The organism is Brucella pseudogrignonensis, from assembly GCF_031454375.1.
Taxonomy (GTDB): domain Bacteria; phylum Pseudomonadota; class Alphaproteobacteria; order Rhizobiales; family Rhizobiaceae; genus Brucella; species Brucella pseudogrignonensis_A.
Window position 1 is genome coordinate 71,239 of the sequence record NZ_JAVDQT010000002.1, and the last position, 23,691, is coordinate 94,929.

Consider the following 23,691-nt stretch of genomic DNA (forward strand, 5'->3'; position numbering starts at 1 on the left):
TTATCCTGCTTTTGCCATTTGCATGAGTGTTACGCGCTGCTGAAGGCGGCGCTGTGCTTGATCGACCACCACGGCAATGATGATGACAAGCCCTTTGATGACCATCTGCCAGAAGGACGATACGCCCATCATAACCAGACCGTCGGAGAGAATACCGATAACGAAAGCACCGATGATCGTGCCGCCGATTGTGCCGCGTCCGCCTGACATGGAGGTGCCGCCCAGAACCGCCGCCGCAATGGCGTTCAGCTCGAACGAATTACCCGTTGCCGGATGCGAAGCCATCAGTTCCGATGAAATGATAAGGCCAGCAATCGCCGCACAGAAGCCCGAAAACATGTAAACGAACATTTTTACACGATCGACGCGGATCCCCGACATGCGTGCTGCGCGTTCATTGCCGCCAACGGCGAAAATCTGTCGGCCAAGTGGTGTGTAGCGTGCGATATAGGCGGCTGCGAGTGCGACAACGACGAGAATCCAGATGGATACTGGCAGGCCAAGAATGCTGCCCGCGCCCAGGAAACCAAAGCCCTGTGTGCCGAGGTCTTCACGGCCGACGAGGTTCGGGAAGGTTTGACCGTCTGATGATAACAGTGCCAGACCACGCGCGACATAAAGCGTGCCGAGCGTTGCGATGAACGGTGCAACATTGAGCCGCGTTATGAGCAATCCGTTGACGAAGCCGACGGCCACACCCACGGCAAGCGTGATCAGCGAGATTTCGATCACGTTGAAATACATCGTATAGCCGATGCCAAGATCGATCCCGTAGATCAGCAAGCCGCCAGCAACCATTCCGCAAAGACCAACGATGGAGCCAACCGACAAGTCGATACCGCCGGTGATAATGACGAAGGTCATGCCCATGGCGAGGAATGCATTCAGCGCAACGTGTTTCGACATCAAAATGAGGTTGGCTGTCGAAAGGAAGTTTGGTGCTGCGAATGCGAAGAAAATAAACACTGCAAAAAGCGCAATAAAGGTGCGCAGTTTCATAAGCGTCAGCAAAGCTGAGCCGCTCGAAAAGGTTGGGTCAGAGGCTGCCGTGGTTTTGGCTGTCATGACGCGAGTTCCCTTGTTTGTTGGTCATGGTCGTTGACATGTCCGTGGCCCTTGGCCGAAGCGGCAACAATGTCGGCTTCCGTCGCGTTTTCGCGGTCAAATATGGCAATCAGCTTCCCATTGCTGAGCACCGCGATGCGATCGGAGAGCGCCATGACTTCTTCCAGATCAGATGTTGAAAATAGAATTGCCAGCCCTTCACCGGCAAGTCTGCGCATGGTGCGGAAGACATCGGCCTTTGCGCCGACATCAATCCCACGCGATGGCTCATCCATTAGCAGAACTTTCGGATTGGTCATCAGAGCTTTGCCGATAACCACCTTTTGCTGGTTGCCGCCCGACATCGAAGTGACTTCAAAATCAGGGTTGGGCGCTTTGATCGCCAGATCTTTGATGGCTTCCTGAATGGCCTGCTTTTCACGCTTGGGCGCGATATGGAAAAAACGCGCAAGACGATCAAGGCTCGCCAGTGTCAGATTGCTGGCAATCGACAAGATTTGTACCAGACCTTCGCGCTGCCGATCTTCGGGGATCAGCGCCAGTCCGCGACGAATGCGGCGGGTGGTATCGCGCTCGGTGATTTTTTTACCGTCGATATAAATCTCGCCGGTTGAATGCGCGTGCTGCCCCATGATGCATTCAAAGAATTCGGAGCGTCCGGCCCCCATAAGGCCATAAATTCCAAGCACTTCGCCTGCACGAACGCTGAGCGAAACATTGTCTACAGCCAGACCGCCAATGGCGCGGGGTAGGGTGATGTTTTCGGCGCGAAACATTTCGCCACCCATCTTGTGCGTCACGGCCTTGGCAAAATCCTTGGCATCAGAGCCAATCATCGAACGCACAATCCATTGCGTGTTGATGTTTTTGATTTCTTCCTGACCGGTAATCTGGCCATCACGAAGTACGGTGATGTAATCGCCGATCCGCATTAGTTCTTCCAAACGATGCGAGATATAGACGATGGCCACGCCGCGACTTTTAAGGTCAGCAATCACCTTGAAAAGAATATCGACTTCTGCCGCTGAAAGTGCCGAAGTCGGCTCATCCATGATGACAATGCGGGCATCAATCGAAACGGCTTTGGCAATTTCGACAAGCTGCTGCTGGCCAATCGGCAGGTCTGCAACCATGGTTCGCGCATCAATGCCCGCATCCAGACGGTCAAGATATTCATTGGCCTTTTTGATCTGCGCTTTGTGATCAATCCCGCGTATGCCGCGGGTGATTTCACGCTTGGCAAAGATGTTTTCTGCAACCGACATGTTTGAAAACAGGTTCAGTTCCTGAAAAATCATCGCAATGCCGCGCTTTTGCGCGTCAGCAGGGCTATCGAAAGACACTTCTTCGCCGTCGAGAATGATCTTGCCAACGGTGGGACGTTCTACGCCGGCGATGATCTTCATCAGTGTGGACTTGCCAGCGCCGTTTTCGCCGACAAGCACATTGACCGAGCCACGGCGCAATTCGAGATTGGCACGCTTGACCGCGACAATGCCCGAATAGACCTTGGATACGTCCTCAAGTCGGAGGACGATATCGTCCTTGTTTTTTTCTTCTGCTTCCATGGATCATTTCTCCAGAGAGATAGAAACAGGGGTGAACAGCGGCAACTGACCCTTGGATGGCATCGGGAAAGCGCCGGTTGCAGTCACTTTCATGCCGATAAGGTCTTCACGCGGGAGTTTTGTGAGAATGGAGTCATTGACGAGAATGTTGAACGACTTGCCGAATTGCGCCCATTCGATCTGGTTGCGGAACTCGTTAAAGTTGACGATTTTAAGAGCGTCGCGGATTGCAGTGCCCCGCACTGTCGGCCCGATCTGAACGCGCGCATCAGCCTTGCCGTCGCCATTGCTGTCAACATCGACATAAGCAGCGCGCGATTTGGTTTCCGCGCCAACCACAGTGCCTTCAAGCTTGGTTGCGAAGGTCCATGGCGCATTGCCTTGCTTTTCGCGATGACCGAACTTTTCGCCAGCCTCGTCGAGATTGCTATTGGCAGCATCCATCACTTCGCCGAGCGATATGGATGTTTCTGCGAAATAAGGAACGACTTTGCTTTCCCAGATTTGCGCAACGGCGCGATCCGGGTTGAAATTATCGCCGCGTGCTTCTGCGGCTTCTTCTGCTGTTGGCGTCTTGATGATTTTGCAGCCCGAAAGCGCGACGCCGCAGGCCAGCAGGACAATGGAAGCTGACTTCAGCACTGACATGAGAATATCCTCGATAGAAGAGATACTGTCGGGAGCGCTAACTTTGAAATTTGCGCTCCCGACCTCGCAAGCCTTGGGAGTTAGTCCTTCAATGCGAAGGTTTCGAGCTTGTCTGCATTGTCAGCGTTGATGAGAACGCAATCCATCAGCTGCTTCTCTTCAGCAGGGCCTTTGCCGGTCTTGATGTACTGATCAGCCTGTTCGACAGCCATCTGTGCCTGTGCGAATGCTGGCTGAAGAACGGTAGCCTTGATGCCGCCTGCCTTGATCGAGTCGCGAACATCGTTCGAGCCGTCAAAACCGACGACAATTACGTCTTTGCGGCCAGCAGCTTCAAGCGCAGCCCATGCACCCATTGCCATGGTGTCGTTACCAGCGATAACGCCCTTGATATCCGGGTTAGCCTGCAGAATGCTCTGCATCTTGGTGAAGGCTTCTGGCTGGCTCCAGTTGGCTGACTGCTGTGCAACCATCTTCAGATCAGGATAATCATCGATAACGTCGTGATAGCCCTTGGAGCGAATACCAGCATTCAGATCAGCTTCACGGCCGAGAAGTTCGACGTAATTGCCGGCTTCGCCCATCAGCTTGACGAATTCTTCCGCACCGAGTTGTGCGCCCTGATAATTGTTGGAAACAATCTGCGACACTGCAACGCCGGTGGCATTGATTTCACGGTCGATCAGGAAGGATGGAATACCAGCGTCTTTTGCCTTCTGAACGGCAGCGATAGAGGCTTCCGAACCGGCATTGTCGAGAATGATGGCTTTTGCGCCACGGCCAATAGCCGTATCGACGAGCTGCGACTGCTTGTTGGCATCGTCATCATGCACGAGGATGAGTGTTTCGTAGCCAAGTTCCTTGGCTTTTGCTTCAGCACCGACGGCTTCAGCTTTAAAGAATGGATTGTCATGCGATGGCGTGATGATCGCGATAAGGTCTGCCGCCCATGCTGGCATGACCGCTCCGCCTGCCAAGCTGGCCGAAAGAGCTGCGATCGCAAATCCGCGCGCAATTGTCCTACGTGTAAACTTCATGTTTTCCTCCCAATTAAAGCCCCATTTCCCAAGAGGCAGTGAAGGGAGAGCTTGCGCTCTCCCCGATAGATATTACGTGATGCGACGAATGCTTTCTGCAATCTCTTCTGGCTCGAACACGTTCTTCCAATCGTCGCGCATCAGCGCTGGAATACCGAATTCGATTGCCTTGTTGCAGGCATCCGAGAACACGCCCTGAACTTCGCCAAAAATAACGGCGCCCAGAACATTCATGTGACCGAGCAGGAAGTCGCGTGCAGCTTCTTCAGGAACGCCGCGACGAACGGTTTCGTCCATGGCCTGCTTCATGACAACGAGCAGCGAAGCTGCAACGGTTTCTGAAAGGCCTGGCTCGAGAATTGCGAGCTGCTCAACAGTAACGCGGTGCGAGCGCATGACAGGAGCCCAGATGACCTTGGCAACTTCTTCGCCGAGTGCATAAGCTTCTTCAGGGCCCTGCATCAGAGCCGAAACGATGTGCTGCTTTGCTGCGATACCGCCGAAGAAATCGCGCTTTGCAGCAGGATCGGTTTCATCGTTGAAGATTGGCGGATGGCAAGGATGCGTGACGAAGTATGTCAGGTCTGCGCGTTCTGGCAGGTGACCGGCGAATGGTGCTGCTGCATCGAGTGCAACAACCATGGTGCCTGGCTTCAGCTTGTCAACGATGCCTGCTGCAACCTTACCGATAATGGTATCTGGAACAGCCAGAATAACGACTTCTGCGCCTTCAAGGCCAGCATCAACATCGACTGTATCGATGCCAAGATCGTCCTTCAGACGTGCTTTACCGACTTCGCTGACTTCGATGTGGCGAACGTCAAAGCGCGAACCCTTGAGGTTCTTGGCCAGACGGTAGCCCATCTTGCCACCTGCGCCGAACAGAGCAATAGCTGTCATGATTGTAATTCCTTCCCGTAGTTTTGGTAGCTTAACTGGTATAACCAGTCAATGAGTATTCCAGATTTAAGCGGTTAGACCGTCACGAATCTGGCTGAAGTATCCGTCAGAACCGACCTGTCCGCCTTTAAGCGCAACTTGAAGACCGTTGGTGGCGGCATAGGTGCCATGTGCCGTGCAGAGCGGGGAACCCGGCGTCTGCGGCAATGGAAGTAGTGTTGTCAGCGCATCAACATGCAGCTCGCGCAAGGCATGGCTGGACGTGTCTCCGCCTGCGATCACAGCGCGGGTAAGCTTTTCGCGCTCAACAAGGCTGCGGAGAATGAAGCCGAGGCTGCGCGCTAGTTTGTGGCGGCTGCCAGCAATCTTATCGATTTCGGTGCCGCGATCAGCTGATGGACCAAGCGCGGTGTTCAGGATAACGCTGTTGCCCTGCTGGAGTGCCTGCTGACCCTGAGCGATGGCGGTTTCGATTGCCTGATTGCCGTTTTCGCCAAGCAAATCGAGCGGGTTGAGATCAATGCCGGTAAAACCGGAAGCTGTTGCATGACGGATCTGGCGTTCGGTCGTTGGTGAAACACTACCCGACACAACCGCAATACGGTCAGCTTTGCCCGGAAGTGGAAATTCTTTCTTCGCGCCAATCAGGCCGGCCTTTGCCCATGCAGCGAGAAGCGCATATTCAATGCCCGACGAGCCTGCAACGAACCAGCCAGTATCCGGACGCAGACGCCAGAGCTGTTCACCTGCCTGCAGCTGGCTTTCGCGGCTATCGACATCGAGCAACAACATGCCGTCCGCATCTTTGACAATCGCATTTACGCGATCATCTGCATCGGCGGCTGAAAGTGCCACGAGATCAGCAAGCACGGTTTTAAGCGCTGTCTGCTGAGCAAGATGCACGCGCAGATCGGCTTCATGCATCGGCGTAACAGGATGACGGCTCATGACCGGATGACGGTCAATGCGGTAGACTTCGCCCTGATAGGCAGCAAACAAATTGCCGAAAGACGTGTAGCGCTTCAACTGTGGTGCACCGACAATCACAGGCACATAGGCCTGATCGAAGATCGCTTTGCCGATTTCAACAGCCTTGCCGATATTGCCAACTTTAGGAGCGGAATCGAATGTTGAACAGACTTTGTAATGCGCAATTGCCGCGTTCAGGCTCTTCAACCAGTTGAATGCAGGTGTAAGATTTTCCTGCATCCATTCCGGCGTTTCGCTGCGGCTGGTGCCTGCGAGGCCGATAGCCTTGCAATGCGAAAAGCGAGCAAGCAGTTCTTCATCCGGCACATTCATGAACAGAACGGTATCAACACCGTTGGAAGCCATAGCTTCCATAACGTCCGTCGAGCCGGTCAGATCATCGCCATAGTAGGACAGAAGAAGGTCGTGAGGTGCTTTTGACATTATTCGCCTCCCTTCCCGAATTTCGCGAGCGAAGCTGCAAGTTCAGGATGGTCCGTTGCGTAAGTTTCGAGCGGGATGCCAGCGACGGCTGCTTCCCACGCCTGCTGAACGGCGCGAACACCTGCAGCAGGGCCGCCCGGATGGCTGACGATGCCGCCGCCGCAAAGATAAAGCAGGTCTGTGGTGCGGCCTGTGCGCTCATAGGTTTCCGGTGCCTGTCCGCCCCACTGGCCGGAACCGGCGACGGGGAGCGGGCAATCGGATGGGTCAAACAGCGGTGTGCTGACAGCCTTGAACGAGTTGACGAAGCTTTCATCCGGCTCCCAGTATTTGACGCGGATGCCGTTGATCTGGAACTGATCCACTCCGAGCAAACGCCAGAACTGCTGATAGACGCGGAAGTCCATTCCAGCGCCCGGATTGCGGGTCAAAATATCCCAGCCATTGCGGTGCGCATGCAGAACGAGGCCAGAGCGTTTACGCAGGAAGCTCATGCCGCCAAAGCCGACGGAATTGATGTTGACCACGGCGCAATTGCCGCCAGCCTCGAGCACCATGTCATGATTGCGCATCATCTCATCAGGATCGGCATGCGAAATGCCGAAAGCATACATGACCTTCTTGCCGGTCTTCTGCTCGTGATTGAGAATAAGCGGCATGATTGCTGCGATGCGTTCTTTGAGCGGCGAATAGGCCGGGCTCATCAGCTTTTCATCGTCCTTGATGAAATCAACGCCCGATTTAATGAGTTCGCCAACGAGTTCAGCTGTTTCATGCGGACGAAGGCCCAGCGCTGGCTTAACGATCGTGCCGATGATTGGGCGCTTTTCAACGCCTGTCAGACGACGGCTTCCGGCAATGCCGAACTGCGGGCCGGGATGCGCGCTTTTGAAAGCTTCCGGCAGCTTCATGTCAACGACACGGATGCCGGTCATGCCCTTGATTGAGTAAACACCGCCAACGGCAATGGTCATCAGCGCTGCAAGGTCAGTGCCGACCGCATCGAGCGGGAAGGAAATATCAACATCGGCGCGCTTGATTGGGCCGTGCCCGGGTTCAAGTTCTGGCCAAGCGGGAACTGTTGCATCTTCAAGCGGACGAATTTCGAGCACACGCGCTGCAACGCGGGCTTTGAGTTCTTCTGTCTCGCCGGGAAGGGCGACAAAAGTGCCGGTTGACTGATCGCTGGCGATCTTGGCGGCCATCTGTTCGATGCTGCCGGTTGTCTCAATGCGATAGGTCAGACAGATATTCATCGGATTTTTTGTCGCTCGCTGCTTGTTTTAAAGCGCATTTTTCCGAAAATCGTTTCAAACTATTCGGGATGCACTCTAGTGTTCCACCCATGTCAGATATGCTCCGACATTTATTCTCCACACCTACTCGAAAGTTTCTCCTCGCTTTCAAGGATGCGACTGAAGCGCTTGGCTCCGAGTGCGAACTGGTATAATGAGTATTCCAATATCTGCAAGTGGAAAATTGTTAGCCCATTCACGAGATCGTGGGTAACAGCTTCCTTTGCGGAGCCTGAGGAGGCATAAGGGGGGAATGACAATGCGCAGTGAGATAGCATGAATAAGCCAGCGGAACCGATTATTCGCCGGAAATTGTCGGACGAGGTATTCGACCGGCTTGAAAACATGATCACGTCGGGCGAGCTAACGCCCGGCGATGAGATGCCGTCGGAACGCGTCTTGATGGAACGCTTTGGCGTCGGACGCCCCGCGATCCGCGAGGCGATGCAATCGCTTGCCAAGATGGGGCTTGTGAGCATTTCGCATGGCGAGCGGGCGAAAGTTCTCAAGCTCACTGCAAGGTCGATTTTTCAGCAGGTTGATCCAACAGCCAAGATCATGCTGGCGCAGTCGATTGATTCCCTTGAGCATCTCAAGAATGCACGTATTTTCTTTGAGCGTGGCATTGCGCGTGAAGCGGCTTTGAAAGCAACCCCACAGGACGTTGCAGATCTCAAAGCGATCGTTGATCGACAGCGCGCGTCGCTGGGTGAGGCCGATGCCTTCATCTCTGCCGATATGGAATTTCACATTCGTATTGCGAAGATTTCGGGTAATCCGATTTTTGTGGGCTTAAGCGAGGCGATGCTCGCATGGTTGCGTGAATACCATACGCATATGCTGATCTGGACGGGTAAAGAAAACTTCACGCTGGTCGAGCATGAGGAAATTCTTGATCGAATCGCCGCGAAAGATGCCGATGGCGCAGAAGGCGCTATGCGTCATCATTTGGAGCGTTCGCGCGACCTTTACACGAAGTGATATGCCGATCAGGTTTCAGGGATGTTTTCCCTGAAAATGACCTGAATGCGTGGCGGGTGCTCGTCGATCTGTTCATTTTTGATGGTGCTGACGAGTGCTGCCAATGCTTCACGCGCTTCGACACGCGGATTCTGATCGATCACGGCATCCATCGTTCCGTTTAAGAGTAGCCGTTTCGTGCTTTCGGTCAGTTCGTGGCCGATAAATATGATGGAATCGGATTTGCCGGAGTCCATCAGAGCTTGCCCAATACCCTGATTGCCTGCTCCGATGTTGTAAATCCCTGCAAGGTCTGGGTGTCGTTTCAGAAGTGCAGTGGTCTCGTTATAGGCGCGTTCGCGGTCATCTTTGATTTCCGTGAGTTCAACAATGTTGAAGCGCGAGAACTCTTCTGCGAGAACCCGGCGAAAACCCATTTCGCGCTCTTCATGGCCGCGATATGCGAGCGAACCGGCAAAAAGTGCGATCTTTGTTCCGCCTGCTTTTCCGAGAAAACGCCCCAGAATGTAGCCCCCTAGTCGGCCCGCCGCCCGATTATCGATGCCAATATAGCGAGCGCGGGGAACGTGCAGAATATCGGATGCAATCGTGACAATGGGGACGTCTGCCTGGGCGAGTGTCCGCATGGCTTCACGCACGCTCGGATGATCCAGCGCAACAACGCCGACACCGTTGGTTTGGTCTTTCAGGCTTTCCAGCGCGCGCGCCAACGTATCTGGATTAAAACCTTCGACACTATGAATCGTCAGGTCGATTTCGGGGTTCAAAGCTGCTTGCTTGATAATTTGATCCCGCAGATTGGCGATGAATGTGTTGGTTCCGGCAGGCAGCACAAAGTCGAGTTTAATGGTTTCGAGGGGAGCAGTGTTTTGATTGGTGCTTCCGGGCAGATAGCCAAGATTGCGCGCTGCTTCGAATACGATTTCTCGGGTGCGCTGTTTCACGCCCTCACGATTGTTTAACACACGATCAACGGTAGCGCTCGAAACGCCTGCGGCTTTGGCGATATCGGTCAGAGTTGAGCGCAAATCCAGTCCCTCATAAAATGATGTAAAATGATGTATTTGGATTTGAAAATGTTGCAAGCCCAAAGCGGTGGCGTGCTGCCGTTTTCCTCATGAATGAAAGTCTAAGCGATAATTTTACATCAAAAAGCATCATTTTAATGGCTTTTGATGATGGGTAGTCACGTATTCGGGATGCTCACATGCAAAAAGATGAAAATTGATGGAAAATGATTTCTAATGATGTTGACACCTCTGACATCAATCTTCATTAATCCTCGCCATATCAATGGAGGTTGATATTTCTCATCTGTAGCTTGCGGCGATTATCGATCGCTTCAAGCATGCCGCTGTTCTAAGCGGGAAGATAAGAGATTTATAGCGGGAGGGTTATATGAGCGTATCGCAGGGTTTCGCCCCTGATCCGCAGGTTCGGGTTCGGGATTTTAAAATCGGTTGTATCGGCGCTGGCATGATCATGGCTGAATGCCATCTTGCTGCCTATAACGAAGCGGGTTTTGCTGTTGCGGCCATTGCTTCACGCACAAAGGCTAAGGCAGCTGAAGTTGCTACACGTTGGAGCATTCCGACTGTACACGATACGCCTGAAGCGTTGATTGCTGACCAGAATATCGAAATTCTTGATATTGCCTATCCACCGGATCAGCAGCCAACACTCATCCGCAAGGCTCTTGCCCAGCCACATATCAAGGGCATTCTTGCGCAAAAGCCACTGGCTTTGACGCTTGAGGAAGCCATTGCACTGCGCGATGAGGCGGCAGCGGCGGGCAAAATTCTTTCGGTCAATCAGAACATGCGATACGACCAGTCGATGCGTGTTCTCAAGCAGATACTTGATAACGGCGAGCTTGGTGCGCCAGTGATGGCGACCATTGAAATGCGCGCCATTCCGCACTGGCAGGGTTTTCTGGAGGATTATGACCGTTTAACGCTCTCCAATATGAGCGTGCATCATCTCGATGTGCTGCGGTTCCTGTTTGGTGAGCCTGACACCATCACCACGCTGACACGCACGGACCCGCGCACGAAATTTGCGCATAAGGACGGCATTACCGTTTCGACCCTGATGTTTCCAAGCGGTGTCATGGCTGTTTCGATGGAAGATGTCTGGTCGGGACCACGTGAAGAGGGCTTTGACAGTGATATTTACATCAAATGGCGCGTCGAAGGTACGGACGGTGTGGCAAAGGGCACGATTGGCTGGCCCGACGGTTCACCATCGACGCTGACCTATGCTTCCAAAAAGACCACTGACGGCAAATGGGTTTCGCCCAAATGGGAAACCATGTGGTTTCCACATGCTTTCATCGGCGTAATGGAGCAGTTGCAATATGCGATTCAATCAGGCGAACCGCCTGCATTGTCGGTGGCCGACAATGTAAAAACCGTTGCGCTCATCGAGGCGGGCTACAAGTCCATCGATGAAGGCCGCACGGTCAGATTGTCCGAAATATCAATTCAGTAATCATACAAAACGGGAGGAGTTTTATCATGATGCAGGTGGGTATTTTCAGTGGCTATTTTCCTTATTCGCTTGAGGAAACAGCCAAAAAAATCCGGGCGCTAGATTTCAATACTGTGCAGCTCGACATGCATTTCAAGGATATGGATCTGAGCGCTGGTCAGATCACGAAAGATAAGTGCGTCAAAATCCGCGAAACATTCCGCGATAACAACCTGCCGATCTCGTGTATTTCCGGCTATACCAACATCATTCACCCGGACAAGGCAGAGCGCGAGCGTCGCGTCGGCTATCTCAAAGAGATTATCCGCCATGCGCAGTATCTCGGCACGCCCTATGTGATTTCGGAAACCGGCACCTACAACACCGAGTCTGACTGGGTTCATCATCCCAAGAACAAGACCGAAGAAGGCTTTGAAGAATGCCGCAAGGTCATCGCTGACCTGTCGCAGTTTGCCTATGATCACGGCGCGGTATTCCTGCTCGAAACCTATGTGAACAACGTTGTTGGCTCGGTGGAAGAAACGGTAAAAATGTTTGCGCAGGTCGATCATCCGGGCCTTGGCCTGTTGATGGACCCGACCAATTATTTTGAAACGCATAACATTGATCGCATGGATGAAATCCTCAATCAGGTCTTCGATACGCTGAGCGACAAGATCAAGATTGGTCATGCCAAGGACGTTAAGCGTTCAGGCAATGACAAGACGGAGAAGCATGCGGATATCGGTGATGCTGATGCTGCTGAAAGCCATACATTCCGCGGTGTGGGCGAAATCGAATTGCCTGCTCCGGGTCTCGGTTCGCTGAACTACGATCTTTATCTCAAGCGTCTTGCACAGAAGCATCCGAACATTCCGATGATCATCGAACATCTCGATGAAGCTGACGTGCCGCGTGCGAAAAAATTCCTTGATGGAAAGCTGCGCGCGCAGGGACTCTAACACCGTGGGGGGTGGGCGGTCGGTGCTTGAAACAAGCGTTCCGACACTGGCCGCTTTCTGAATGAATTGGCTTTAGGCTGAAATATTTAAGGTTTGAGAATGGTGAAGCTTTTTGGTGAGGCGCGGTCGCGTCGCGATATTGCAGCGAGCAGTGGTTCGTTTGCGCAATTCGCTGGTGTGCGACTGATGGTGCTCGAAGATGGAGTGGAGCGCGGCATAAGAATGCTGGAGTTCCGTTCAGGCACGGGCCTTCGCTTCACTGTTCTTGTTGATCGCGCGCTGGATATTGCCGATTGCGATTATCGCGGTATGGCGATTGGCTGGAATTCGCCTTCTGGTTTTCGTCATCCGGGGTTGCACGAATACGAGGGTGAGGGCGGTCTTGGCTGGATGCGCTCGTTCTCCGGTCTAATGGTCACATGCGGTCTTGATCACATTCTCTTCATGTATGACGAACCGGCAGACCATTATAATTACAAGCCGCGTGAAACGATCAAGCATTCTATTCATGGCCGCGTAGGCACCATTCCGGCAAAACTCACCGGCTATGGTGAGCGCTGGGAGGGTGACGAATGTTACCTCTGGTGCGAAGGTGTGGTTACGCAGGGAACGGTGTTCGGCGAACATCTTGAACTCACCCGCCGCATCGAAATCAAGGCTGGTACCAACGATATTCAATTGACCGATCGCGTGACCAATCGCGGCTTTTATCGCACGCCGCATATGTATTGCTACCACATCAATGTCGGGCATCCGGTTCTTGCTGAAGGCTCGCGTTATCTTGCGCCCGTAAAGGACGTTGTCTGGGCTGCACATGCGGGCGACGATTATAAGAAACAGGGCGTTGGCTATCGAACATTGCCTGCGCCGCAAATGCAGTTTCATGAGCAGGTCTGGCAGCATGAAATGGCTGCTGATGCAAATGGCGAGGTGCCGGTTGCGCTGGTCAATGACCGGCTTGGTATCGGCTTTGAAGTGACCACCCGCAAAGATCAGTTCCCTTGCATGTATGAATGGCAGAACCTGCAAGCGGGACAATATGCGCTCGGTATTGAGCCGTCGACCAATCATGTGCTTGGGCATGGCGCGGCGCGTGATCGTGGTGAGCTGATCTGGCTCGAGCACGGCGAAGAGCGCCGCTACGACAGCACCTTCCGCATTCTGGGCGATGCCGCCGATATTGCCGCAAGCGAAGCGCGGATTGCGGCAATCGCAAAGCAGCCTGAAGACGATTATCCCGCGCCATCAGGCAACCATATTGCTATTGGAGGCCGCTCATGAGTGCTGAAGCGAGATTTTCTGTAGCAGGCAAAACCATTCTTTATACGGGCGCTGCCGGTGGCCTCGGGCTTGAGACAACGCTTAACTTTTTGCGTGCTGGCGCAAAAGTTGTGGTGATAGATCATGATCCGAAGAAGATTGCAGAGTTGGAAGAGAAAGCTGCCGCTGAAAATCTGATTGGGTTGTCAATCCACGCGCTTGACCTCTCAGATTTGCAGGCACTTCGACCGGCGCTTGAAGCAATTTCAGCTGACGTTGGTGGCTTTGATGTCGTCATCAACAATGCCGCGATTTATCCCTCGAAGAAGTTTGAGGACTACACGCTTGAAGAAATGCAGACCGTGCAGCGTATCAATGTCGATGCGGGCATTGTCTGTGTTCAGGTGGCACTTCCGCATATGCGTGAAAATGGCTGGGGTCGGATTATCAATATCGCCAGCGTTACGGCCTATGGTGGCTGGGCGCAGCTTTCGCCCTATGTGCAATCGAAAGGCGCTCTGATCGGCCTTGCCCGCGCATGGGCACGTGAGTTTGGTGCTTATGGCATTACGGTCAATGCGATTTCGCCGGGAGCATTTCCAACGGATGCGGAGAAAATTCACCCTGATCCTGAAGGCTATACAAAGTTTGTATTGGAACATCAGGCCGTCAAACGTCGAGGATCGTCAAAGGATATTGCATCCGCTTTGATGTTCCTTGCGTCCGATGAAGCGGGATTCATTACTGGCCAAACTTTGAATGTCGATGGCGGCTGGGTCATGCATTAAATCGCATTTTGCGTTTACGTGGTCCGCATCATGGCTTAGAAAAAGCAAGACAATATCGTTACCATTCTTTTTGTAAGGGCTGTTTGATCTTTGACGGGCGAAAAAGCGCTTCCCAGAAAAAGCCGACGCAAAGGCTCCGGTGTTACGATGGCAGATGTGGCCGCAGCTGCAGGTGTTTCCATGCAGACTGTCTCACGCGCTTTACGCTATCCGGACACTGTCACCCCTGAAAAACGCGAGATCATTCAGGCCGCAATCGAAAAGACGCACTACGTCCATAATCTCGCGGCAAGTCATCTTGCATCGCACAAAAGCAATACGGTTGCTGCGATCATTCCAACGCTTTCAGCCTCAGTTTTTGCGGACACAATCCAGCATTTCTCTGAGGTGTTAAATCGTGCCGGTTATCAGATCTTTCTCGGAAATACGGATTACAGTCAGGAGCGTGAGGAAGAGATTATCCGCAGCCTGCTTGGACGTCGCCCGGATGGAATTTTTCTCATTGGCACACGGCACACGAAGGGCAGTACAGCACTGCTGAAACGCGCTGAAATCCCGATTGTCGAAGGCTGGGATCTATCAGATCAGCCGCTTGATCGGGTTGTGGGCTTCTCCAATACTGATGCAATCGGCAAGATGGTCGATCATTTGCTGGCATCCGGAAAACGTAATATCGCTTTCGCAGGTGTTGTGCGTAAAGGCGACAACCGTGCAGCCGAGCGTAGGGACGCATTTGAAGCAAAAATGGCGGCTTGTTTTCCCGGTGAAAAGCCACGCATGACGATTGAAACTGAGATGCCGCTTGTCATGGCTTCGGGCGTTGATTTGCTGAATCTCGTTCTCGCGCAATATCCAGACACTGATTCGATCATGTTTTCGAGCGATATTCTCGCCTCTGGTGCACTGCTTGAAACGCAGCGCATTGGTATGAATGTGCCGCAACAGCTTGCAATTACTGGCTTTGGCGATTTCGAGCTCTCAAAGCATCTGGTGCCGCCATTGACGACTGTCGCTGTGCCTTCCGATGAAATTGGACGTAAGGCAGGAGAGCTTCTTCTCGATGCGATGCGTGGCGAAACATCTTCGCAAACGAGAATCGATGTTGGTTTTGAGCTCAAAATCAGAGCGAGCGGTTAGAAAGCTCTGACTGCATCCGCGTTTTCAGAACTGCGCTCCATCTTCATTCAAAATTTTCACCACAATGATCTCGATGTTGGAATTTTTGTTTAATAATGTTAGCGCTCACTCTAGACAAGAAGAAACGAAGTGATAGTTTCCTGAACAATGAATTGCAGCCACGAGGATAGTGCTATGGGCGTTTTAACGGGTTATCGCGTACTGGATTGTTCAATCGCCATGGCGGGACCGTTTGCGGCGCAGCGTCTGGGCGATCTGGGTGCCGATGTGGTTAAGGTTGAGCCTACAACCGGCGAATGGCAGCGTCATGTCGCAGCCGGTGGTGCCGAGGGCAATCAGGTCAATGTTTCCTTCCTATCGCTCAATCGCAATAAGCGCTCTTTGGCAGTTGATCTGAAATCACCTGATGGGAAACAGGTTTTGCTTGATCTGGTAAAGACCGCCGACGTGTTCTTGCAGAACTATCGTCCCGGTGTCGCTAAGCGCTTGGGCGTCGATTATGAATCGCTTGCAAAGATCAATCCGAAGCTGATCTATGTTTCGATCTCTGGCTATGGCGAAGATGGTCCTTACGTCAATCGTCCGGGACAGGATCTCGTTTTGCAAGGCATGTCTGGTGCAATGCTTTCGGCAGGCCGCGAGGGCGAGGCGCCAACGGCGGCAGGCCAATATCTCGTTGATGCGATTACGGCCTATACAGCTTTTGAAGGCGCATTAGCGGCACTTCTGCATCGCGAGCGCACGGGTGAGGGGCAGCTCGTACAGGTCAATATGCTGGATGCGATTACGACCATTCAGATGCAGGAGCTTTCTGTTTTCACTGTTGGCGGCAAGCCGCAGACGCGTTCTGCAGAGCCGCACGCGCATGTCTATATCCGTGCGCCTTACGGTGCTTTTGCTACATCTGACGGCTTTATTATTGTTGCATTTCCAAAGCTAAAAACGCTGGGCGAAGTTATCGGCGAAGATAGCTTCCTAACGATGAGTGACGAGGTTGATACCTGGGCGCGCCGCGATGAAATTTTTGCCAAGACACGAGATAAGCTGAAGACGAAAACCTCTGCCGAATGGCTGGAACTGCTGCGTGCGGCTGATATCTGGTGCGGGCCGGTTTATGGTTATGGTGATCTCGTTGAAGACGAGCAGATCAAACACAATGGCACCTTCGTCGAATATGAGCATCCGACCGAAGGCAAGGTGAAGACGCCGGGATTCCCAATCCGGTTTTCCAAGACTCCATCAACGGTCGATCGCGGTGCGCCGATCACGGGTCAGGATACGCGTGATATTCTGGCAGAAGCCGGGTATGCGACCGACAAGATTGACGCGCTTGAGCAATCGGGTGCTGTTGTTTCCGGGAAGCTCTGACATGCAGTTGATTAAAGCACTGACATGGGATCATCCCCGTGGTTTTAATGCATTGGCAGCAGCAGCCAAGCGCCCGGAAATGGCGAGAGAAGGGCTGCTGATCAATTGGGACAAACAGCCGCTTGAAGGTTTTGAATCGCATCCCATTGCTGATCTCTGCGCGCGCTATGACCTTGTTGTTTTGGATCACCCACATGTGGGCGAGGCGCTTGCTGGTGATTGCCTGCTCTCGCTTGAAGAGGTGTTTGGAACGGAAACCGTTGTGGAGCTTGGTAAAGCCAGCATTGGTCCGTCGCTAACCAGCTATCGCTTTGCCGGTAAACATTGGGCACTGCCACTTGATGCCGCAACGCAGGTTATGGCTTTGCGTCCTGATCTCCTAGTCGATGTTCCAACCACATGGGATGATGTGCTGCGCTTGTCGCGTGACACCGGCAAGGTTGCGCTCTCAATCGCGGGCCCCCATGCCTGTCTGTCATTTCTGTCTATTGCTGCAGCTTTTGGCGAGCCGCCAGCAGAAACAGACCCCGATATTCTCGTTTCAGAAGATGTTGGACGGCAGGTTTATGATCTGATGGCCGAGCTTGCTGCTCGCAGCCCTGCATCGGTGCGGCAGAAGAACCCTATCGGCATTCTTGGCCATATGGCTGAAAATGACGATGTAGTGCTTTGTCCGCTGGTCTATGGTTATGTGAATTACGCGGCACCACAAACCGGGCATGCAATCGCATTCCATAATGCACCGCGCGCAATGGCTGGTGGTCGCCCGGGTTCGACGCTTGGCGGCACGGGTATTGGTATTTCCCGTCGTTGCGAGGTGACGCCGGAACTTAAAGCACATCTTTTGTGGTTGATGAGCAGTGAAGCACAATCTGGCTTTATTCCTGATCACGAAGGCCAGCCGTCGCGTCGCGATGCTTGGCATTGCGACCAAGTAAATGCGCGCCGGGGCGATTTTTATCGCAACACAGCCGATACGCTGGAGCACGCCTATGTGCGCCCGCGTCATGACGATTACATTGCGTTTCAGAGCAAGGCATCGGCATTGTTAGGCGCTGCTTTTGATGAAATGCGTCCGGCTTCGCTCGTATTGAATCAGCTGCAATCTCTTTACGCCGCTTCGCGCGTGCACGGTGGTGAAAGGTAGTTTTTTATGACCGAAGACGTTAAATTTGAAATTGATGGCGCAGTTGCCATCATCACATTGAACCGCCCGCAAAAACTCAATGCTGTGACGCCAGAAATGGCAGACGCGATTGTTGCGGCCGTTACTGAATGCAATGACAGCAACACCATCCGCTGCGTTATTTTGACGGGCGCTGGTGACCGGGCATTCTGTGCGGGTTCGGATATTCGCGAGCTCGACACCTATGAAACGCCATGGCAATTCCGCAACCGGCCTGATTACTGTGATGCATTTCGGGCACTGCTGAAACCGTCGATTGCGGCAGTAAACGGTTATGCATTTGGCGGCGGTCTTGAGACAGCTATGTCCTGCGATATTCGCATTGCCTCGGAGAACGCGCAGTTTGCAGCGCCGGAGATCAAGTTAGGCTGGATTGGCGGTGGCGGAATGGCGGCCCATCTTGCCCATTCGATTGGTGCATCAAATACAGCATTGATGATTATGACCGGCGATCCAATTTCTGCTGAAAAGGCAGAACGCTGGGGACTTATCAGCGAAGTTGTTCCGCAAGTCGATTTGCTCAAACGTGCACGCGAGATTGCAAATGTGATTGCATCACGCGCACCAATTGCGGCTGAAACTGCGAAGCTCAATCTCAAGGCCGCGGTTTCAATGCCGCTTGAAAAAGCCATTGAATATGAACGGGATTTGCAAACGATCTGCTTTGCAACTGCCGATGCACAAGAAGGCCGCGCAGCGTTCAAGGAAAAAAGAGCGCCGTTTTTCAAACGCCGATAAGGCAGACTTTACAAAAGCCCCGCGTATTAAAATGCGCGGGGCTTTTGTCATTCAGACTTTGCCGGAGATGGAGGCGTTGAGAAGATCAATTGCGCCCTGTTTCGTCAGCTCAACCGGATTGCCGCCTGCTGTCGGATCGACAATTGCCATATCTGCGATCAAAATCTTGCGGTCGCTATCCATATCAAGATCTTTGATGAAGTCCTGCAATTTATCTGGCACACCAAGATCGCTGCGGAGCTTCATGATTGCGTCGATAAAGCCGTCAAATCCACCTTCAATACCAAGATAACGGGCAAGCCGTTCAATGCGCTTTTCGATTACCGCGCGGTTATGATGCAGCACATAGGGCATGAAAACGGCATTGGTCATGCCATGATGCGTGTCGTAAAGCGCACCAATAGGGTGCGAAAGCGAGTGGATTGCACCAAGTCCTTTCTGGAAAGCTGTCGCGCCCATAGAGGCCGCAGCCATCAAATTGGCACGCGCTTCAATATCTGAACCATCCGCATAGGCTTTCGGCAGGTTCTCGAACACTAAGCGAATGCCTTCAACGGCAATACCGTCGGCCATCGGGTGAAAACCCGGTGCGCAATAGGCTTCCAGACAATGCGCAAGCGCGTCCATTCCAGTCCCGACCGTAATGAATGGTGGCATGCCTACCGAAAGTTCAGGATCGGCAATGACGGTCACAGGAAGCATTTTCGGGTGGAAAATGACTTTCTTGGTGTGCGTTGCCTCATTGGTCAGAACGCCAGCGCGGCCAACTTCTGAACCTGTACCAGCTGTCGTCGGTACGGCAATGACTGGTGCAATGGCCTTGCTGTCAGCACGGGTCCACCAGTCGCCAATATCTTCAAAGTCCCAGATGTCGCGTGTTTGACCTGCCTGAAAAGCGATGAGCTTGCCAAGGTCGAGCGCTGAACCGCCACCAAAGGCGATAACGCCGTCATGTTTGCCATCGTTGAAAACCTGCACGCCAGCGGCAAGATTGCTCTCAACCGGATTAGGCTTCACATCGGAGAAAACTGCGTATTTGACACCGGCATCATCAAGAATGGCGAGCGTGGATGCAACGACAGGGAGTTTCGCTAGGCCCGGATCGGTGACGAATAACGGGCGTTCGATGCCGGCTGCTTTGAGTACCGTAGGCAGTTCTTTGATGCGGCCCGGTCCGAAAAGCACGGTGGTTGGAAAATTCCATTTTGCAGTCAGAGTGGTCATGGCGATTGCTTTCCAGAAATTCAATTCAGATCAGATTTTTTCACGCAAATGGAAGGATTTTGGTCGTGTAAGATTACCATAACCGATGGGTGAAAGGGCAGCACCCTTGCCGGTATCTTTCACGCCGGTCCAGACCAATGCAGGATCGAGATAATCGCAGCGGTTCATGAAGACGGTGCCCGTTTCGATACGGTCGCCGAGGCTTGCTGCGTGGTCCGCGTCTTTCGTCCATAACGAGGTGGTGAGGCCGTAAATACTGTCATTCATGAGCGCCAGCGCTTCCTCATCATTGCGCACCTTCATGATGCCAACAATTGGGCCGAAGCTTTCCTCGCGCATGACGCTCATCTGATGATCGACATGGGTGAGCACTTCCGGCGCAATGTAAGGCGAACCGGCGATGTCGTTTTCGACCTTCATATTGACATACGCTTTGGCACCCTTGCGCAAGGCTTCGGCTTTCTGCTCGCGGATCAGATCGGCAAAACGTGCCTGCGCCATTGGTCCAAGTGTGGTTGAGCTATCAAGCGGATTGCCGACGACATATTGTTTGGTGAGGTCAATGAAGCCATCCACGAAGCGATCATAAACGGTCTCATGCACATAGATGCGCTCGATACCGCAGCAGCACTGACCGGAATTGAAGAAAGCTCCATCGACGAGATTGGCAATGGCATGATCCAGGTTAGCGTCGGGCAGAACATAGGCTGGGTCTTTGCCGCCCAGTTCTAACCCCAGCGACATGAAGGTGCCTGCGGCTGCTTTTTCAATCGCACGCCCACCACTGACGGAGCCAGTGAAATTAACATGGTCGATCGTGCCCGATGCCAGCAGTTTTTCCGTAGATGCATGATCAAGAACTATATTCTGGAACACACCTTTGGGAATGCCCGCTTTCTCAAAGGCTTGCGCAAAACGCTCGCCGGTCAACAGTGTTTGCGTTGCATGTTTCAAAAGAACCGTATTGCCTGCCATTAGTGCCGGGATGATAGTATTGACGGCGGTAAGGTAGGGATAATTCCACGGTGCGATCACCATCACCATGCCAAGTGGAACGTGCTTTACATAGCGCCGAAAGCCATCTTTTTTTGCAGGTATATAAGGCTTAAGCGCTTCTTCAGCGATGTCGATCATATATTGGCTGCGTTCCTGCACGCCACCATTCTCGCCGCCATAGCGCGTTGGTCGCCCCATCTGCCAAGCGATTTCAGCAATAATCTCATCCTGCATTGCCGCAAGAGCATCAAGAGCTGCACGGCAATAGCGTGCGCGCTCGGCGATGCTCGTTGCCGCCCATTGCGGTTGTGCCTGACGTGCTGCTGTCACTGCTGCATTGATTGCAGCGTCATTGGCATAAGCGCGTTCTGCATAAACTGAGCCATCAATTGGGGAGATAATTCTGGCTGTGCCGCTCATCGGGCAATTCCTTATGTATGTCACTTTTTTCGAGCGCATGTAGTTATCGGAAAACCGCTTCCCACTTTTCCGCTACATGCTTTAATAGCGTTCAAAACCGCGATGGAGTTCCCAATCGGTGACGCGTCGGTCATATTCAATCTGTTCCCAATGGGCTGTATGGAGATAGTGATTGACCACATTTTCACCGAGTGCTTCCTTGAGGAATGCTGAGTTTTTGAGCGCTTCTGCTGCCTCGCGCAAAGTGTATGGAATTTCTTTGAGTTTGACCGCGCTATAGGCGTCGCCGACAAACGGGTCTTCCAGCTCCAGCTTTTCATCTATGCCTTTAAGCCCCGCTGCAATCAGTGCTGCAAAAGCCAGATAGGGGTTAAGATCGGCTCCACCGATGCGACATTCAATGCGAATACCTTTTGTGCCTTCGCCGCAAAGGCGGAAGCCCGCCGTGCGGTTGTCCTGACTCCACATGATCTTGGTTGGCGCGAATGTACCCGCCTGAAAGCGCTTATAGGAGTTTATATAGGGCGCCAAAAAATAGGTGTAATCGGTCGCATATTTGAGCTGCCCTGCCACCCAAGAGCGCATGAGTGGCGTCATGGTGTTGGGTGCTTTGGGATCAAAGAAAAGCGGTTCTTTTCCGTCCGCACTCCAGATGGAGTTATGGATATGGCTGGAGCTTCCAGCACGGTTATAGTCGTATTTGGCCATGAAGGTAATGCACTTGCCATGCGCCTCGGCTATTTCCTTCATGGCGTTTTTCATGATGACATGGCGGTCTGCCATTTCCAGCGCTTCCGCATAGCGAACATTAAGCTCCTGTTGCCCCGGACCCCATTCGCCCTTGGAGTTTTCTACAGGGATGCCTGCGGCCCCCAGATGATTGCGCATGGCGCGCAGAACCTGTTCTTCCTTAGTCGTCAGATGGATCACATAATCCTGCACATAGGGCGAGGCGGTTTCCATCTCCTGCCAGCGCTTAGCGCGTGCGGTTTTATATGTCTCATCAAAGAGATAAAATTCCAGCTCTGACGCAAAATAGGCACGATAGCCGCGCTCGTGCAGGCGAGCGAGCTGTTTCTTGAGGATGGCACGGGGTGAATGTGCAAGGTCTTGATGATCTTTATGTTCGAGCACATCGCAGAGAACAATTGCTGTCTTTTCCAACCATGGTGCGAGACGCAAGGTTGAGAGATCGGGCTTGATGACAAAATCACCATAGCCCTTGTCCCAGCTTGCGGCCTCATAGCCGGGAACCGGCTCCATATCGATGTCGTCAGCCAGAAGATAATTGCAGCCATGAGTTTCATCATGCGCGGATTCCACGAAAAATTCGGCGTAGAAACGCTTACCAATCAGACGTCCCTGCATATCTACAAAACATGCAAGCACGGTATCTATCTCGTCATTTGCAACGGCGCTTTTTAGAGTGTCGAAAGTCAGCTGTTTGGCCATGTGTTGGTTTGCTCCTTCTGGCTTTCGATCTGGCTCAGGATAGTGGCGAGCCGTGCGGCCCATTGTTTCTGCGTTTGTGCGGTGGCAATTTCATCGTTGCGGAGTTCAATCATCACGCAGGGAGCGTTGCGCGGGCGTGCATGACGTTCCAGCGTATAATAGACCCGGTCAGCCGGTGAATAAGGCTCGTTGATGCCGATACTCAGGCTCTTGTCTTCCGCTAGTGCCGTAATGAGTGGCTTTGCAATCCGGTCGTCTTCATCGTGAATGACGCCGATCTGCCATGGGCGTGAAACGCTGCGATAGATAGGCGTGAACGAATGGATCGTGACAATCCACGATGGCAATCCGCGCTTGGCGCGCTCCGTTACAACGTCTTCGATCTGTGTATGAAACGGCCGATGTGAAAGGTCGATCCGTGCAGTGCGTTCTATAGCGCTAAGATCGTGGTTGCCAGAAATGACAGTTGTTTCGCTAATCTCTGGTATCAGGTCAGTCGCATCCAGCGGGCGATTACAATCAATCAATAGACGCGAATATGTCGCTTCGATTAACGGAGCATCTAGTTTACTACTTAGGCGACGCGCAACTTCAACTGCGCCGGGGTCCCATGCAATATGCGCTTTCAATGCTTCAGCGTTTAAACCCAAGCTGTTGAAGCGCTCGGGGATGAAGTTTGAAGCATGTTCGCAGATAAACAGCCAAGGGCTCTTACCATCCCCATTCACAACAATAACAGGCGCGCACGAAGCCGTGCGATGTTCTCGCTCGTCCGTCATTCTCA

At 52.8% G+C, this 23,691-nt stretch carries 21 protein-coding genes; 9 read left to right on the forward strand and 12 right to left on the reverse strand.

The window, feature by feature from the left end; genetic code table 11:
- The 7 genes from J2782_RS08075 to oiaX all read right to left on the reverse strand — a co-directional run bounded on the left by J2782_RS08075 (position 1) and on the right by oiaX (position 7,887).
- Entirely contained in the window at positions 1-1,065 is a 1,065-nt protein-coding gene (locus tag J2782_RS08075; protein WP_094506740.1) for an ABC transporter permease, read from the reverse strand.
- A complete protein-coding gene (locus J2782_RS08080; RefSeq protein ID WP_310011238.1) occupies positions 1,062-2,633 on the reverse strand; it encodes a sugar ABC transporter ATP-binding protein in 1,572 nt (523 codons plus the stop codon). The genes J2782_RS08075 and J2782_RS08080 overlap by 4 nt, the downstream gene beginning before the upstream one ends.
- Before the next feature lie 3 nt (positions 2,634-2,636).
- Positions 2,637-3,281 carry a DUF2291 family protein gene (locus J2782_RS08085; RefSeq protein WP_310011240.1) on the reverse strand — a complete coding sequence of 215 codons (645 nt, stop codon included), beginning with the start codon at positions 3,279-3,281 and terminating at the stop codon, positions 2,637-2,639.
- An 80-nt stretch (positions 3,282-3,361) separates the two neighbouring features.
- Positions 3,362-4,318, reverse strand: a complete 957-nt coding sequence (locus J2782_RS08090; protein ID WP_310011242.1) for a D-ribose ABC transporter substrate-binding protein — start codon at positions 4,316-4,318, stop codon at positions 3,362-3,364.
- 72 nt (positions 4,319-4,390) lie between these two features.
- Positions 4,391-5,218, reverse strand: coding sequence for a phosphogluconate dehydrogenase C-terminal domain-containing protein (locus J2782_RS08095; RefSeq protein WP_250043832.1), 828 nt, complete (start codon positions 5,216-5,218; stop codon positions 4,391-4,393).
- 66 nt (positions 5,219-5,284) lie between these two features.
- The gene (locus J2782_RS08100) at positions 5,285-6,631 is read right to left on the reverse strand and encodes a four-carbon acid sugar kinase family protein (RefSeq protein ID WP_310011247.1); all 1,347 of its coding nucleotides are present in this window, start codon (positions 6,629-6,631) and stop codon (positions 5,285-5,287) included.
- Complete coding sequence (gene oiaX / locus J2782_RS08105; protein ID WP_310011248.1) at positions 6,631-7,887, reverse strand: 3-oxo-isoapionate-4-phosphate decarboxylase OiaX; 1,257 nt, start codon at positions 7,885-7,887, stop codon at positions 6,631-6,633. The genes J2782_RS08100 and oiaX overlap by 1 nt, the downstream gene beginning before the upstream one ends.
- Before the next feature lie 315 nt (positions 7,888-8,202).
- Here oiaX and J2782_RS08110 point away from each other — a divergent pair, with 315 nt between their 5' ends.
- Positions 8,203-8,907, forward strand: a complete 705-nt coding sequence (locus tag J2782_RS08110; RefSeq protein ID WP_310011250.1) for a transcriptional regulator NanR — start codon at positions 8,203-8,205, stop codon at positions 8,905-8,907.
- A gap of 8 nt (positions 8,908-8,915) precedes the next feature.
- Here J2782_RS08110 and J2782_RS08115 read toward each other — a convergent pair whose 3' ends face one another.
- Entirely contained in the window at positions 8,916-9,935 is a 1,020-nt protein-coding gene (locus J2782_RS08115) for a LacI family DNA-binding transcriptional regulator (RefSeq protein ID WP_310011252.1), read from the reverse strand.
- Positions 9,936-10,305: 370 nt separating this feature from the next.
- On the opposite strand from J2782_RS08115, the gene J2782_RS08120 reads away from it, so the two are divergent.
- The 8 genes from J2782_RS08120 (at position 10,306) to J2782_RS08155 (ending at position 18,815) form a co-directional block, all read left to right on the forward strand.
- Positions 10,306-11,397 (forward strand): Gfo/Idh/MocA family protein, encoded by a 1,092-nt coding sequence (locus J2782_RS08120; protein WP_310011254.1) that lies wholly within the window; start codon positions 10,306-10,308, stop codon positions 11,395-11,397.
- Between the two features lie 26 nt (positions 11,398-11,423).
- The gene (locus J2782_RS08125; RefSeq protein ID WP_250043842.1) at positions 11,424-12,338 is read left to right on the forward strand and encodes a sugar phosphate isomerase/epimerase family protein; all 915 of its coding nucleotides are present in this window, start codon (positions 11,424-11,426) and stop codon (positions 12,336-12,338) included.
- A 99-nt stretch (positions 12,339-12,437) separates the two neighbouring features.
- The gene (locus J2782_RS08130; protein WP_310011257.1) at positions 12,438-13,619 is read left to right on the forward strand and encodes an aldose 1-epimerase family protein; all 1,182 of its coding nucleotides are present in this window, start codon (positions 12,438-12,440) and stop codon (positions 13,617-13,619) included.
- Positions 13,616-14,386, forward strand: coding sequence for an SDR family NAD(P)-dependent oxidoreductase (locus J2782_RS08135; protein ID WP_310011259.1), 771 nt, complete (start codon positions 13,616-13,618; stop codon positions 14,384-14,386). The genes J2782_RS08130 and J2782_RS08135 overlap by 4 nt, the downstream gene beginning before the upstream one ends.
- A gap of 90 nt (positions 14,387-14,476) precedes the next feature.
- Positions 14,477-15,523, forward strand: a complete 1,047-nt coding sequence (locus J2782_RS08140) for a LacI family DNA-binding transcriptional regulator (protein WP_310011261.1) — start codon at positions 14,477-14,479, stop codon at positions 15,521-15,523.
- A gap of 174 nt (positions 15,524-15,697) precedes the next feature.
- The gene (locus tag J2782_RS08145) at positions 15,698-16,891 is read left to right on the forward strand and encodes a CaiB/BaiF CoA transferase family protein (protein WP_310011262.1); all 1,194 of its coding nucleotides are present in this window, start codon (positions 15,698-15,700) and stop codon (positions 16,889-16,891) included.
- A 1-nt stretch (position 16,892) separates the two neighbouring features.
- A complete protein-coding gene (locus J2782_RS08150; protein WP_310011263.1) occupies positions 16,893-18,038 on the forward strand; it encodes an ABC transporter substrate-binding protein in 1,146 nt (381 codons plus the stop codon).
- A 6-nt stretch (positions 18,039-18,044) separates the two neighbouring features.
- A complete protein-coding gene (locus tag J2782_RS08155; RefSeq protein ID WP_310011265.1) occupies positions 18,045-18,815 on the forward strand; it encodes an enoyl-CoA hydratase/isomerase family protein in 771 nt (256 codons plus the stop codon).
- 51 nt (positions 18,816-18,866) lie between these two features.
- Here the strand turns inward: J2782_RS08155 and J2782_RS08160 are convergent, their stop codons facing one another.
- The 4 genes from J2782_RS08160 to J2782_RS08175 all read right to left on the reverse strand — a co-directional run bounded on the left by J2782_RS08160 (position 18,867) and on the right by J2782_RS08175 (position 23,686).
- The gene (locus tag J2782_RS08160; RefSeq protein ID WP_310011267.1) at positions 18,867-20,039 is read right to left on the reverse strand and encodes an iron-containing alcohol dehydrogenase; all 1,173 of its coding nucleotides are present in this window, start codon (positions 20,037-20,039) and stop codon (positions 18,867-18,869) included.
- A 30-nt stretch (positions 20,040-20,069) separates the two neighbouring features.
- Complete coding sequence (locus tag J2782_RS08165) at positions 20,070-21,455, reverse strand: aldehyde dehydrogenase family protein (RefSeq protein ID WP_310011269.1); 1,386 nt, start codon at positions 21,453-21,455, stop codon at positions 20,070-20,072.
- An 81-nt stretch (positions 21,456-21,536) separates the two neighbouring features.
- Positions 21,537-22,907, reverse strand: a complete 1,371-nt coding sequence (locus J2782_RS08170; protein WP_310011272.1) for a glutamine synthetase family protein — start codon at positions 22,905-22,907, stop codon at positions 21,537-21,539.
- Positions 22,892-23,686, reverse strand: coding sequence for an N-formylglutamate amidohydrolase (locus J2782_RS08175; protein WP_310011274.1), 795 nt, complete (start codon positions 23,684-23,686; stop codon positions 22,892-22,894). Before J2782_RS08175 ends, J2782_RS08170 begins: the two co-directional genes overlap by 16 nt.
- Between the last annotated feature and the right edge of the window lie 5 nt (positions 23,687-23,691).